The 15,636-nt window shown below is 75.4% G+C and carries 2 protein-coding genes (1 of these 2 running past the window's edge); both read right to left on the reverse strand.

Going from position 1 to position 15,636, the window contains the following annotated elements; translation table 11 throughout:
* A protein-coding gene (locus WMF31_RS02300) for an SDR family NAD(P)-dependent oxidoreductase (RefSeq protein ID WP_436600367.1) crosses the window boundary here: on the reverse strand, window positions 1–10,709 show its 5' portion. The gene continues 367 nt to the left of window position 1, outside the view; only the first 10,709 of its 11,076 coding nucleotides appear in the window; the start codon lies at window positions 10,707–10,709; its stop codon lies off the left edge, out of view.
* Window positions 10,710–10,744: 35 nt separating this feature from the next.
* Window positions 10,745–13,903, reverse strand: coding sequence for a type I polyketide synthase (locus tag WMF31_RS02305; RefSeq protein ID WP_436600368.1), 3,159 nt, complete (start codon window positions 13,901–13,903; stop codon window positions 10,745–10,747).
* Between the last annotated feature and the right edge of the window lie 1,733 nt (window positions 13,904–15,636).

Genomic DNA, 15,636 nt, shown 5'->3' on the forward strand with positions numbered 1-15,636 from the left:
ACCGCCGTGAGCGAGTCGAGCCCGAGCTCCCTGAGCGGTTTGTCGGCGGGGACCGCATCCGGCCCGCGCAGCACCAGGACGGCGGCCGCTTCGGTCCGGACCAGATCCAGCAGCGCTTGCCGCCGCTCCGGCTCGGACATCGCGGCGAGCCGCTGGCGCAGGGTCGAGGCCTCACGGCTCCTGCCGTCCGCTGCCCCCGCCGCCGGCCGCGGCGCGAGGCGGACCAGCCCGCGCAGCATGGGCGGCACCTGCCGGGGGTCGCTCGCCGCGCGCTGGATCGCCGAGAGGTCCAGGGAGGCTGGCACGAGCGCCGCGTCCGGGCGATCGAGGGCGCGGTCGAGCAGGCCGAGGCCCTGCGCGACCGTCATCGGCACGATGCCCTGACGCTTCAGCCGCGCCATGTCGGCCGCGCCGAGGCGCGCGGTCATCCCGATCCCGCCTCGCTCCCAGAAGCCCCACGCGAGGCTCATCGCCGGCACGCCGCGCGCGCGGAGCGCCGCCGCCAGCGCGTCGAGGGACGCGTTCGCGGCGGCGTAGCTCGCCTGCCCCGCGCTGCCCAGCGTGCCGGCGATCGACGAGAAGAGCACGAACGCCGCGAGCGGCGCGTCCTCCGTCACCTCGTGGAGCAGGAGGGCGCCGTCGACCTTGGGCCGCAGCACGCGCGCGAGCTGCTCGGTCGAGAGCCCCGCCACGACGCCGTCGTCCAGCACGGCGGCCGTGTGCACGACCGCGGTCAGCGGGTGCGCCGCGGGGATCGCCCGCACGACGGCCGCGAGCGCCTCGCGGTCCGTCACGTCGCACGCCTTGACCTCCACCGTCGCGGCGCCCGCCGCGCGCAGCTCCGCGACGAGCGACGCCGCCTCCTGCGCCTCCGGCCCGCGCCGCGACGTCAGCACCAGGTGGCGCACGCCGCGCGCCGCCACGAGGTGCCGCGCGACCTGCCGACCGAGCTCTCCCGTGCCGCCCGTGATCAGCGCCGTGCCGTCAGGATCGATCGCGGCCGGCGGCGCCAGCACGAGCTTGCCCGTGTGGCGCGCGTTGGCCATGGAGCGGAACGCGCGCGGGGCGCGGCGCAGGTCGTGTACCACGGAAGGGAGGGGCGCGAGGGCGCCCTCCTCGAACAGCGTGACGAGCTCCCTCAGCATCTCCTGGAGATGCTCGGGCCCGGCGTCGAGCAGATCGAAGGCCGTGTAGCGAACCCCGGGGCGGTCCTTCGCGATGCGCTCGGGGTCCCGCACATCGCTCTTGCCCATCTCCACGAACCGGCCGCCGCGCGGGAGCAGATCGAGCGAGGCGTCGACGAACTCTCCCGCGAGCGCGTCGAGCACCACGTCGACGCCGCGCCCGTGGGTCGCCGCGAGGAAGGCGCCCCTGAAATCGAGGGTTCGCGACGAGGCGACATGGGCCTCGTCGAGCCCCATGCGACGCAGCGTCGGCCATTTGCCCTCGCTCGCCGTCGCGAACACCTCGGCTCCCCAGAGGCGCGCGAGCTGGACCGCCGCCATGCCCACGCCGCCGGCCGCGGCGTGCACCAGCACGCGCTGCCCCGCCTTCAGCGCGCCGAGGTCGCGCAGCCCATACAGCGCGGTGAGGAAGGCCGCCGGGATCGTCGCCGCTTCCACGAAGGAGAGCCCCCGCGGGATGCGCGCCAGCAGCCGGGCGTCCACGATCGCGTGGGTCGCCATGCCCGCCTGGAGCAACCCCATCACCCGGTCGCCGGGTCGAAGGGCGGTGACCCCCTCGCCCACCTCCAGCACCACCCCGGCCCCCTCCAGGCCGAGGGGCCCCGCCTCGCCGCGGTACGTCCCCAGGACGTTCAAGACGTCGCGGAAGTTGAGCCCCGCAGCGCGGACCGCGAGCCGCACCTCGCCCGGCCCGAGCGGGCGCAGCGCGTCGGGAGCGTCCGCGAGGTGAAGCGCGTCGATCGAGCCCTTCTCCCGGACGCACAGGCGAAAGGCGCGCGCTCCGCCGGGCGGAGCCAGCTCTCCGTCGGCCTCGCCCGCCGCGTCGAGGCGCGGCGCCCGCGCTCCGTTCGCGCGCAGCGCGAGCTCCGGCTCGTCGCCCGCCGCGATCGCGCGGCGCAAGAGCGCCGTGTCCGGCGCCGCGGAGCCCAGGTCGAGCATGCGGACCGCGCGATCCGCGTGCTCGACGCGCGTCGCGCGGAGGAGCCCCCAGACCGCGGCAGGGCCCAGCGCCGCCGCGCCGTCGTCCGGCGAGACCGCCGTCGCGCCGCGCGTCACGACCACGAGCTCCGTCGCCGAGAGCTGCGGCGCGGCGAGCCACCCCTGCACCAGGGCCAGCGCGTCGCGCGTCGCGGCGTGCACGGCCTCGACGACCGCGCTCGCGGCGTGCACGGCCTCGACGGCCGCGCTCGCGGCGCCCGCGGTCGCGTCGATCACCAGCCGGCGCGGCGCCGCGGCGCCGGCCGGCAGCGACGCGAGCAGCTCGGGCAGCCCCGCCGCCGCGCGCACGCCGAGCGCGGCCGCCAGCGCGCCGTCGCCGCCCAGCACGACGTGCTCCTCCGGCGCAAACGCCGCGTCGCCCAGCGCCACATCCGTCCATGCGACGCGGTACAGATCGCGCTCCGCCGCGGCTGCGGCCGCGCGCACCCGCTCGGCCGTCGTCCACCGCATCTGGAGCGCTCCCACCCGCGCGACCAGGCGGCCTTGCCGGTCGGCCAGCTCGATCGACGCCGCGATCGCGTCGTCGTCCCCGTCGTCCTGCACCTCCACGCGCACCCGCAGCGCGGCTACCCCGCGCGCCTCGAGCGCCACGTCCGACCACGCGAACGGCACCACCGTGCCCTCCCGGGGCGACGGCGCGGCGCCGAGCTCCGCCCTCAGGAACGCGCGGAGCGCCGCGTCGAGCAAGGCCGGATGCAGCCCGAAATCGTGCGCCGTGCTCGCCACGCCATCCGGCAACGCCACGTCCGCGTAGATCGTCCGTCCGGCGCGCCACAGCGCCACGACGCCCCGGAACGCCGGGCCGATCCACGCGTCCACGATCTCGAGCCACCGCGTCACGTCGACCGGCTCGGCTCCTGGCGGCGGCCACGCGCCCTGGGCCCACACCGCGACCGCGTCGGGGGCCGCGGCGCCCAGCGCGCCGCGCGCGTGCGCTGTCCAGGGGGCGTCGGCTGCGCCGTCGGGGCGGCTGTAGATCGCGATGCCGCGCCGCCCGGCCGCGTCGGGAGCGTCGATCGCGACCTGCAGCGCCACCGCCCCGCGCGCCGGCAGCACGAGCGGCGCCTCGATGGCCAGCTCCGCTACCCCGGACAGCCCCACCACGTCGGCGGCGGCGCAGGCGAGCTCGACGAAGGCGGTGCCCGGCAAGATGACGGTGCCGAGCACGACGTGGTCGAGGACCCAGGGGTGGTCGACGGTGGACAGGCGGCCGCTGAGGACGTGGCCATCGCGGTCGGCGAGGCGCACGGCAGCGCCGAGCCAGGGGTGGTTGGCGGGGGTGAGGCCGAGGCCGTCGAGGCCGCCCCGGGCCTGCGGGGCCTGTAGCCAGTAGCGCTGGCGCTGGAAGGCGTAGGTGGGCAGGTCCACGGGGCGCGCGCCGGTGGGGTCGAAGAGGCGGCGCCAGTCGAGGGCGTGGCCGCGGACGTGGAGCGCGCCGGCGGCGAGCATGAGCGCCTCGGCCTCGTCGCGGTCCTTGCGCAGGCTGGGGAGGAAGCCGGCGTCGCGCGCGCCCTCGGGGGCGAGGCACTCGGCGGCGGCGGCGCAGAGGACGCCGTGGGGGCCGCACTCGAGGTAGGTGGAGGCGCCGGCGGCGAGCAGGGCGCGCACGCCGTCGGCGAAGCGCACCGTCTCGCGGACCTGCCGCACCCAGTAGCCGGGCGAGGTCAGCTCCTCGGCGGTGGCGCGCGCGCCCGTGACGCTGCTGATGAGGGGCAGGCGGGGCGGGTGGAAGGTCAGGCCGCGGGCGACGGAGGCGAAGGCGTCGAGCATCGGCGCCATGAGCGGGGAGTGGAAGGCGTGGCTGACGTGGAGCCGCCTGGTGCGGCGGCCGAGGGCGCTGAAGTGGTCGCAGACCTGCTCGACGGCGGCCTGGTCGCCGCTGACGACCGACTGGCGCGGGGCGTTGAGGGCGGCGAGAGAGAGGCGTCCCGGGTGCTGGTCGAGCAGCGGCCGCAGCTCGTCCTCGGCGGCCTCGACGGAGGCCATGGCGCCGCCGCTCGGCAGGGCCTGCATGAGCCGGCCGCGCGCGGCGACCAGGGCGCAGGCGTCGCGGAGGTCGAGCACGCCGGCGACGTGGGCGGCGGCGAGCTCGCCGACGCTGTGGCCGAGCAGCAGCTCGGGGCGCAGGCCCCAGGCCTCCCACTGCCGGAAGAGGGCGACTTCCAGGGCGAAGAGCGCGGGCTGGGCCCAGCCGGTCTGGTCGAGCAGGGCGGCGTCGTCGGAGCCGGCGTCGGCGAACAGGACGCGCAGGAGCGGCCGGTCGAGGTGTCGGTCGAGCTCGGCGCAGGCGGCGTCGAGCGCGGCGCGGAACGCGCCGTGGGTCGCGTACAGCGCGCGCCCCATGCCGGCGCGCTGGCTGCCCTGGCCGGTGAACAGCACCGCCACCTTGCCCGTGCTGCTCTCGGCGGAGGTCTGCGAGGCCTGCGCCGGCGCCGCGCCCCCCCTGGCGAACGCCTCCAGCTCCTCCACCCACGGCCCCCGGGGCGCCCCTGCCGGGACGGGCAGCGCGAGCCGCGCGGCGAGGTGCGTGCGCGTGGTCGCCAGGCTGGCGGCGACGTCGAGCAGCCGCTGGTCCGGATGAGCGCGCAGGTGCTCGGCCAGCCGGCCGGCCTGCGCGCGCAGCGCCGCCTCGTCGGCCCCCGAAACGAGCAGCGGCAGGATCGGAAGCTCCTCCGGCGCCTCCTCGTCCGCCATCGGCGCCGGCTGCGGCGCCTCCTCGACGATCACGTGCGCGTTGGTGCCGCTGATGCCGAACGACGAGACCGCCGCGCGGCGCGGCCGGTCCGCGCGCGGCCACGGCACGGGCTGGTTCAGGAGCTTGACGTGCCCCTGCGACCAGTCGACGTGCGGCGAGGGCGGGTCGGCGTGCAGCGTCCTCGGGAGCTCCCCGTGCTGCATCGCCAGGACGACCTTCATCAGCCCCGCCACGCCGGCGGCGACCTGCGTGTGGCCGATGTTGGACTTGAGCGAGCCGAGCCAGAGCGGTTGCTCGGCGGTGCGGGCCTCACCGTAGGTCGCCAGCAGCGCCTGCGCCTCGATGGGGTCGCCGAGGCGGGTGCCGGTGCCGTGCGCCTCGACCGCGTCGACGTCCGCCGCGGTGAGCCCGGCGGCGGCGAGGGCCTTGTGGATGACGTCCTGCTGGGCCGGGCCGTTGGGCGCGGTGAGCCCCTGGCTGCGGCCGTCCTGGTTGACGGCCGAGCCGCGGAGGACCGCCAGCACCCGGTCGCCGTCGCGCCGCGCGTCCGACAGCCGCTTGAGCACCAGCACCCCGCAGCCCTCGGACCAGCCGGCGCCGTCGGCCGCGGCGCCGAACGCCTTGCAACGACCGTCGAGCGCCGCGCCGCGCTGGCGGCTGAACTCGACGAGGATCATCGGCGTGGCCATGACGGTCGCGCCGCCGGCGAGCGCCAGGTCGCACTCGCCCGCGCGGAGCGACATGCACGCGAGGTGGACCGAGACGAGCGACGACGAGCACGCCGTGTCCACGGTCACCGCGGGGCCGCGGAGCCCCAGCGTGTACGCGATGCGCCCCGAGCCCACGCTGAGGAAGTTGCCGGTGAGGACGTGCCCGTCGAAGGAGTCGAGCTGCTGCAGGAGCCTCCCGCCGTAATCGCTGTGCGCGAGCCCGACGAAGACGCCGGTGGCGCTCGCGTCGAGCGTGTGAGGCGGGACGCCCGCGCGCTCGAGCGCCTCCCACGAGCACTCGAGCAGGAGCCGCTGCTGCGGGTCCATCCGCTCGGCCTCGCGCGGGCTGATGCCGAAGAACGTCGGATCGAAGCGGTCGGCGTCGTGGAGGAACCCGCCCCGGGTGGTGACCGACTTGCCCGGCGCGTCCGGGTCCGGATCGTACAGCCCCGCCAGGTCCCAGCCGCGCCCCTCGGGGAGCGGCCCGATCGCGTCGCGCCCCTCCGACAGCAGCCGCCACAGCGCCTCGGGGCTGTCGACGCCGCCCGGGAGGCGGCACGCCATCGACACGATCGCGATCGGCTCGTCGTGCGCCTGGGCGCGCGGCGCGTGGCCGCGCGTCGCGCCCGCGGCCGCGGGCTCCGAGAACGCCCGGCGCAGCAGCAGATCCGCGATCGCGCGCGGCGTCGGATGATCGAACGCGAGCGTCGTCGGCAGCGCCGTCTGGGCGCGCGCGCTGAGGCGGTTCCTCAGCTCGACCGCCGTGAGCGAGTCGAGCCCGAGCTGCTTCAGCGGCCTGTCCGCGGGGACCTGCGCCGGCCCCGGGAGGCGCAGCACGACCGCCACCTCGGCGCGCACCAGCTCCAGCAGCGCGCCCTGCCGCTCGGCCTCGGGCAGCGGCGCGAGCCGCGCGCGCAGCGCGGAGGCCGCCGCCGGCCCGGCGCCGGGGGGCTCGGCCGTCGCGGCGCGCTCGGGGCTCGTGCGCAGCAGCCCTCGCAGCATCGGCGGCACCCGCCCGAGGTCCGCGGTCGCGCGCTGGAGCGCGGGGAGGTCGAGCGCCGCCGGCACCAGCGCCGCCTCGGGGCGCGCGAGCGCCCGGTCGAGCAGGCGCAGGCCCTCCGCGACCGACAGCGGCGCGAGGCCTTGCCGCCGGAGGCGCGCCAGATCGGCCGCGCCGAGGTGCGCCGTCATGCCGAGCCCGGCCTGCTCCCAGAAGCCCCACGCGAGGCTCATCGCCGGCGCGCCGCGCGCGCGGAGCGCTGCCGCGAACGCGTCCAGGAACGCATTGGCGGCCCCGTAGTTCGCCTGGCCCGCGTTGCCCAGCGTGCCGACGACCGAGGAGAACAGCACGAAGGCGACGAGCGGCTGGTCGTGCGCGGCGTCGTACACATGGCACGTCCCGTCGACCTTCGGCGTCAACACGCGCGCGAGCTGCTCCGCCGAGAGCCCCGTGAGCACCCCGTCCGCCAGCACCCCCGCGGTGTGCACCACGGCCGTCAGCGGGCGCTCCGCGGCGACCGACTGGACCGCTGCCCGAAGCGCCGCGCCGTCCGTGACGTCGCACGCCACGACCTCGACCGTCTCGGCGCCGTCGGCGCGCAGCTGCTCGACCAGCGCGGCGGCGTCGGGCGCGTCCATCCCGCGCCGCGAGGTCAGCAGGAGGTGCCGCACGCCGTGCGCCGCCACGAGGTGCCGCGCGACCTGCCGCCCCAGCTCCCCCGTGCCACCGGTGATCCACACCGTGCCCTGCGGGGCCAGCGCCGGCGCCGTGGCGCCCGCGCCGCCGTCGACCGCGCGCAGGCGCGCCGCCCGCGCGCCGCCCGCGCGCAGGGCGAGCTCCGGCTCCTCCGCCGCCCCCAGCGCCCGCCGCAGGAGCGCCACGTCCGGCAGCTCGCGCCCCAGGTCCAGCGCGCGCACCGCGCGATCGGGGTGCTCGACGCGGGCCGTGCGCAGCAGCCCCCAGACCGCCGCGGGGCCCAGCGCCGCGACGCCCTCGTCCGGATCGGCCGCCACCGCCCCGCGCGTCACCACGACCAGCTCGGTGCCCGAGAGCCGGGGCGCCGCGAGCCATGCCTGCACCAGCGCCAGCGCGTCGCGCACCGCGGTGTGCACGGCCGCGACGGTCTCGCCCTCGTCGCCCGCCGTCAGGTCCACCATCAGCCGACGCGGCGCGGCCGCGCCGCCGGCCAGCGTCTCGAGCAGCTCCGGCATCCCGGCCGCCGCGCGCACCCCCAGCGCAGCGGCCAGCGCTCCGTCGCCGCCGAGCACGACGTGCTCCTCGGGCGCCCACGGCGCCTCCTCCAGCGCCGATTCCTCCCACGCGACCCGGTACATCGGGGCGCGACGCGTCGCGCTGCCGGCGGCCCCCGCCGTGTGCCGCGACGGCTCGAGCCAGTGGCGCTGCCGCTGGAACGCGTACGTCGGCAGATCCACGAGCGCACCGCCGTACGGCGCCAGCACCCGCTGCCAGCTCACGGGGTGGCCCTGCACGTGCAGCGCGCTCAGCATGGACATCAGCCGGCCCAGGCCGCCGTCGCCGCGCTGCAGGCTGCCGACCACCACGCCGCCGCGCTCGGCGCTCGCGGCCGTCAGCGGGATGGCCAGCACCGGATGCGCGCTGAGCTCGATGAACACCCCGTGCCCGTCCGCCATCAGCCGCGCGAGCGCCCGGTCGAGCCGCACCGGCTCGCGCAGGTTGCGGCACCAGTAGCCCCCGTCGAGCTCCGGGCCGGCGAGCACCTCGCCCGTCACCGTCGAGCACAGCGGGATCTCGCAGGCGCGGGGCTCGACCGAGGCCAGCGCGGCCTCGAGCTCCGGCAGGATCGCGTCCACGTGCGCGCTGTGCGACGCGTAGTCGACCTTGACCCGCCGCGCGAAGACGTGCTCGGCCTCCAGCTCGGCCAGCAGGCGCTCGACCGCGGCGGCGTCCCCGGACACCACCGTCGAGCCCGGGGTGTTCACCACCGCCACCGACAGCGCGCCGGCGAACCGCGCGATCCGCTGCTCCACCTCGCCGACCGGGCGCTCGATCACGGCCATCGCCCCGGCGCCGGCGAGGCGACGCACGAGCCGGCTGCGCAGCGCGACCACCCGCGCCGCATCCTCGAGCGACAGCGCCCCGGCGATGTACGCCGCGGCGACCTCGCCCTGGCTGTGGCCGACCACCGCGGACGGCTCGACGCCCCACGCGCGCCAGACCGCCGACAGCCCCACGGCCATCGCGAACAGCGCCGGCTGCACGACGTCCACGCGGTCCGCGGGCGGCACCGTCTCCCCCTGCTCCCCGCGGAGCACCGAGAGCAAAGACCAGCCGGTGAGCGGGTGGAACGCCGCGTCGCAGGCCGCGACCGCGGCGGCGAACACCTCGGACTCGGCCAGCAGCGCGCGCCCCATGGCCGGCCACTGGCTGCCTTGCCCCGGGCACACGAACACGACCTCGCCGCGCGCGCGCGCCTCGCCCTGCGACACCGCCCCGTGCGGCTGCCCGGCGGCCACGGCCGAGAGCGCCGCCGCCGCGTCGGCGGTGCTCGTCGCGATCACCGCCGCGCGCGCCTCCAGGTGCGTCCGCCGTACGGCGGCCGTGTGCGCCACGTCCGTCCAGCGCGCCTCCGGGTGCGCCGCGAGCCATGCCGCCCACCGCCCTGCCTGCGCCCGGAGCGCCGCTTCATCCCGCCCCGACACGAGCAGCGGCAGCGTCGCCGGTCGCGGTGACGCCTCCGGCTCCGGCGCCTCCGGCCCTGCCGGCGCTTCCTCGAGGAGCACGTGCGCGTTGGTGCCGCTGATCCCGAACGACGAGACCCCGACGCGCCGCGGGTGCTCGCGCCGCTCCCATGCGGCGCGCTGCGCGGCCACACGGACGGGGAGCGTATCCCAGGGGATGTAGGGGCTCGGCGCGGCGAAGTGCAACGAGCGCGGGACCACCGCGTGCTGCAGCGAAAGGACGGCCTTGATGACGCCGGCCAGGCCCGCCGCCGCCTCGGTATGGCCGAGGTTCGTCTTCACGGAGCCGATCACGAGCGGCCTGTCACCGGAACGCCCATGGCCGTACACCGCCCCGAGCGCCTGGACCTCTATCGGATCGCCGAGCGCCGTGCCGGTCCCGTGGCACTCGACGACATCGACCGTCGCCGGCTCGACGGCGGCCAGCGACAGCGCCTTGCGGATGACGTCCTCCTGGGCGAGCCCGTTCGGCGCCGTCAGCCCCTGGCTACGACCGTCCTGGTTGATGGCATTGCCGCGGATGACCGCGAGGACGCGGTCGCCATCCCGCTGCGCGTCCGACAGGCGCTTGAGCAGCAGCAGCCCGCACCCTTCCGCGCGCACGTAACCGTCCGCGTTCGCGGAGAAGGTCTGGCACCGCCCGGTGGGGGACAGCGCCCTGAGCCGGCAGAACGCGACATAGCTCTCGGGCGAAAGGAGCGCGTTGACGCCGCCCGCCAGCGCAAAATCGCACTCCCCGCTCCGCAGCGCCTGGCAGGCCAGGTGCACCGCGACGAGCGAGGAGCTGCACGCCGTGTCGACGGCGACCGCGGGGCCTCGCAGCCCGAGCCAGTAGGCGAGGCGCCCCACGGTCGTGCTCGGCGAGGCGCCGGTCAGGGAATAGGCATCGATGCGCTCCGCATCGTGCAGCGCCTCCAGCTGGTACTCCGAGCCGGACAGGCCGATGTAAACGCCCCCCAGGGTCCCTTCCAGCGAGTCCGCGCGCACCCCGGCCCGCTCGAAGACCTCCCACGTGGTCTCCAGGAGCCAGCGCTCCTGCGGGTCGATGCTCGCGGCCTCGCGGGGGCTGATGCCGAAAAACGCTGCGTCGAAGCGGTCCAGGTCGTCGACGAAGCCGCCCCAGCGGCTGTAGGTCTTGCCCGCGGCGTCCGGATCGGGATCGTAGAAGCGCTCGAGGTCCCATCGCGACGGCGGCACCTCCGTGATCGCATCCCGCTCCTCGTCGAGCAGGGCCCAGAGCTCCTCGGGGCTGTCGACGCCGCCCGGAAACCGGCACGCCATCGCCACGATCGCGATCGGCTCGCGCGAGCGCGCTTCCAGCTCCCGTATCCGGCCCTTCGCCTCGACCAGGGAGGCCGCGGTCTTCTCCAGATAGGCACGCAGTTTATCGCTTCGATCCACGAGCAATCCTTGCGGCGCGGCGTTTGACGGTCCCTCTAGACGAGCGCATCGATCGACTGGAACAGCTCCTCGTCGGACATCGCGGACGGCTCCAGGGCCTGTCGAGGCGCAGCGCCGGCATGCGCCTCCTGCGGCCGGCGCTCGCCCGCGGCGCTCGATGGAGAATCCTGGCTCCCGCGACCAGGTGCGTGCTCGGGAGAGGACATCGGCTCCAGGAGGGCGCGCGCGATCGCTCGCGGTGTCGGGTAGTTGTAGGCGAAGGTCACGGGCAGCTTTCGGCGGGTCCTGCGCCCCAGGCGGCTCCCCAGCTCCACGGCGATCGGCGATTTCAGCCCGAGGTCCCGCAGCAAGGCGTCCGGCGGCACCGCGTGCGCCTCTGCCAGCCCGAGCACCGCCGCGATCTCCGCGCGCACCCATTCGAGCATCCGCTCCTCCCGCCGCGAGGGAGACAGCCCGGCCAGCTTCTCTGACCACGACGCTTCCGCGGCGCTGGACGCCGCGCTGGCCGCGAGGGCCTCGTCCGTGTCGAGCCAGTAGCGCTGACGCTGGAACGCGTACGTGGGCAGATCCGTGAGGCCACCGCCGAACGGCGCCAGCACCGCGCGCCAATCGATCGGATGTCCCTGCACATGCAGCCCACCCAGCACGCCGAGCAGCCGCCCGAGGCCGCCGTCGTCGCGCTGCAGGCTGCCGCTGACCACGCCGTCGCGCTCGGCGCACGCCGCGGCCAGCGGCAAGGCCAGGAGCGGGTGCGCGCTGACCTCCACGAAGACCTCGTGCCCGTCGTCCAGCAGACGGGTGAGCGCGCGGTCCAGGCGCACCGGCTCGCGCAGGTTGCGGCACCAGTACGCCCCGTCGAGCGCCGTCCCCTCCAGCACGCCGCCCGTCACCGTCGAGTAAAATGGAAGGCTCGTGGCCACCGGCCGGACCTGTGCCAGGCGCTCCCGGAGCTCCGGCAGCACGACGTCCACGTGCGCGCTGTGGGACGCGTAATCGACGTTCACCTTCCGGCAAAAGACGCCTTCGGCCTCGAGCTGCGAGACCAGCCTGTCCACCGCGTCGGCGTCCCCGGACACGGCCGTGGAGCTCGACGTGTTCACCACCGCGACGGACAGCGCGCCCTCGAACGGCACGAGGCGACGCTCCACCTCGCTGACCGGCAGCTCCACCGCCGCGATCGCCCCCGCGCCCGAGAGCCGCCGCACCAGCGCGCTCCGGACCGCCACGATCCGCGCCGCGTCGTCGAGCGAGAGCGCCCCCGCCACGTACGCGGCCGGGACCTCGCCCTGGCTGTGGCCCACCACGGCCGAAGGCTCGAGGCCCCACGCGCGGTAGACGGCGGACAGCCCGACCGCCATCGCGAACAGGGCCGGCTGCACCACGTCGGCGCGCTCGAGCGACGGCGCCGCGTCCCCCTCGTCGCCGCGCAGCACCGCGAGCACCGACCAGCCGGTCAGCGGCCTCAGCGCCGCGTCGCACGCCTCGACGGCCTCGGCGAACACCCTGGACGCGGACAGGAGCGCTCGCCCCATCGCCGGCCACTGGCTGCCCTGGCCCGGGAACACGAAGACCGCCTTGCGCCGCGCGCGCGCCTCACCGGTCGTCACCGCCCTGTGGGCGCGCCCTTCGGCGAGGGCCGTCAGCCCCTCGACGGCCTCGGCCACGCCGGCCGCCATCACCGCGGCCCGAGCGCCGAGGTGCGTCCGCCGCACCGCCGCCGTGTGGACCACGTCCGCCCAGCGCGCCTCCGCGTGCGCCGTGAGCCACGCCGCCCACCGGCCCGCCTGCGCCCGCAGCGCCCCGGGGTCCCTCGCCGACAGCAAGAGGGGGAGGACAGGCACGGGCGGCGTGGCGCCCGGCTCGCGATCCGCCTCCGCGGCGGCCTGCTGGACGCCATCGCGCCCGGCGTCCTGCTGGACGCCACCGCGCCACTCCTCGAGCACCACATGGCAGTTCGTGCCGCCGAAGCCGAAGGAGCTCACGCCTGCTCGCCGTGGCCGATCGACCTCCGGCCACGCGCCGCTCTCCTTCTGGACCTCGAGGCCCAGCGATTCGAGGGGTATCTCCGGGTGCGGGCGCTCCAGGTGCAGACTCGCCGGGATCCAGCCATGGCGCAGCGACAGCGCCGCCTTCATCAACCCGGCGATTCCGGCGGCAGCTTCCGCGTGACCGAGGTTGGTCTTGATCGAGCCGACCCGCAGCGCGCGATCGGTTGCGCGCCCTTTGCCGAGCACCCGCCCGAGCGCCGTCGCCTCCACGCGATCGCCGAGCGGCGTTCCCGTTCCATGCGCCTCGACATAGTCCACCTCGGCGGGAGATACCCCGGCGCGCGCGTAGGCCTCCCGCAGCACGGCCTCCTGCGCTTCCACGCTCGGCGCGGTCAGCCCCTCGGTGAGCCCGTCGTTGTTCACGGCCGCGCCGCGCACCACCGCATAGATCCGATCGCCGTCCGCGGCCGCGCGCGACAGCCGCTTCAGGACCACGAACCCGACGCCCTCGGCGCGCACGTAGCCGTTGGCCCGGTGGTCGAACGCCTTGCACCGACCGTCCGGCGCCATCGTGCCGAGCTTCGTCATCTTGATCGTGTTGTACGGAGTCAGGATCAGGTTCACGCCGCCGGCCAGCGCGAGGTCACACTCTCCGTTCTGCAGGCTTTGCAGCGCGAGGTGCACGGCCACGAGGGAGGACGACGACGCCGTGTTCACGGACAGGGCCGGCCCGCGGAGGCCGAAGGTATACGCGATGCGCGCCGCGATCATTCCCGGGTCGTTCCCCGTGGCCCCGTGGGGCGAAATCGACTCGAAATGTCGCGCCGCGAGCACGTCGTACTCCGCCCACATCGAGCCGACGAACACGCCTGCCCGGCCGCCCCGCAGGCCTCCCACATCCATGCCCGCGTCCTCCAGCGCCTCCCACGCCGTCTCCAGGCCGAGGCGCTGCTGCGGATCCATGTGCTTCGCTTCGCGCGGCGAGAGGTCGAAGAATGGCGCGTCGAAGGCCGCGACCCCGGCGAGGAAGCCGCCATGACGGGTCGCGATCTTCCCGGGGGCGCTCGTGTCGGCGTCGTAGTAAGCATCGACATCCCACCGGTCGGGCGGGACCTCACTGACGAGATCGCGCCCTGCAGATAGCGCTGCCCACAAGGACCCGGGCGAGTCGATGCCGCCAGGGAAGCGGCATCCCATTCCCACCACGGCAATACCAGCGAATGGACGAGCGAGCGCCGATGGCGGCCATGCGTCCTCCGTGAGGCGAGCGCAGCAATCCCGAAGCCCCGGCGCCAGGGCAGGGCTCAGCGATGTCGTCTCGGACATAGAAGAATTGCGGCAAGTTACCACCCGCGCCGGGCTTTGCAAGCGCCCGCACGGATTGATTTTTCTTTCCTAATTTATCGGCGATGCAATTTGGAAACATGGAAGCGCTTGATCGTGTGGATTTGATCGCGCGGACCTGATCGTGTGGAGTGGTTGCGCGGAGGGCGCTGTGTGCGCCTCTCGCGTCGTGGCGCCCTGCTCGACGAGCGCGACCAATCGGGATGGTTGAGGGCAGGGTGAACGTTTGTCGCGTTTCACGGACGGCAGCCGCTGGCGCCTCGGGCCGTGCCAGGCCGCGACGGCCAAGCCGTGACCGAGACCGAGCCGCTGGTGCGCGAGAGGGCTCCTGTCCGATGCTCGTGGGCGTCCCTTGGAAACGGCGGGAGCAAACGGGGGGCCGGTGCTCAACCGGATGTCCGCATGCCTTGACCAGCCAGGTGTCAATCTGCTAAGGCGCGGGAGCTCGGCCCGGGCTGCGCCCTGTCAATCGCCAGAGCGCGGCTCTTCAGAACGGGGGACCCAGGCTCGTCCATGAGAGCTCGTCGCCGGCGGGGGTGGGCTGGCGAGCGGTCGTCGAGCGGTCGTGTGGACCGCGCGCCTCGCGTGCTCTCCGCAGGACGGCGCTCGGATGCTCGACGCAGGTGATCCAGATAGGTGCCGGCTCCGCAAGGATTTTATGCCGGTCACCTCGCACGAGCTCAGGAGCTCGCTCCGCGCGCTGGCCTTGATGTTCAGCGCGCCCACCCAGGCCGTCGGTCCGTTCCGGCGCCGAGCGCGCGTCCGGCATCCTCGCGGATCGGCCCTGCCGGCCGGGACGACCTCCGAGGTGGCCGCCGCGGCGCGCAGGACCGGTCCCGCGGGGGGACGGGTCCCGTGGACGGCGACGCCTCGGCGGAGGTGGCCGCCGCGGCGCGGCCCTCCGGGACGGCAGCGCCGGATCACCCGACGTTCGCCGGCGGACGGCGCGGCGTCGCGCCACGGTTGCAACCAGCCGTTTCAACGATGAAAGACGCGCCGCGAGCACCCCGGGAAAAGCGGCGATGCCGGCATCGCGGCATGGTTGGCCTGCATCGTGCAACGTGTTCGTGACAGAGCGTCCGGTGCGACATCCGGGGCACCCCCTCGTCATGCACCGCGGAGACACGAAGGCACGGAACAGATCCAGACCCGTGCCTTCGTGCCTCCGCGGTGCACATGAGCGTGTTTCCGACCTCCGTGGCGGAAGGCGAGTGGACCTCCCGGGTGGACGTCAACACGTCCGGACGGACGCTCCAGGGCTCCTGATCTTCTCGTTGTGTTGATGCTGCGTGGAAGATCGAAACGGTTTATAGGTGATGAGCCCTCCGCTGCACGACGTGATCTGTCCGCCACCGCATTGGTAGTTCAAGTGAAACTTTCCATCAGCCTAGTTGGCCCTTCGATCAGCGCCGCGAAAGGCGCCGGTCCGCTCTTGGTCGAGTCGCCCCTCGAAGAGGCGTATCGCGCAGCGGGTGGCCGCCGGCGCGGCGCCGCGGGCGCTGCCCGGCGCGCCGCAGCGCGGAAGCGCGCCGCGGCGCGGCGGACCGAGGCGCGCGCGGGCTAGACGCCTTGGTGCCCGGAGCGTAGCGACCACG

Origin of the sequence: Sorangium sp. So ce1036 (genome assembly GCF_051369805.1) — a bacterium.
Lineage (GTDB): Bacteria > Myxococcota_A > Polyangia > Polyangiales > Polyangiaceae > Sorangium > Sorangium cellulosum_F.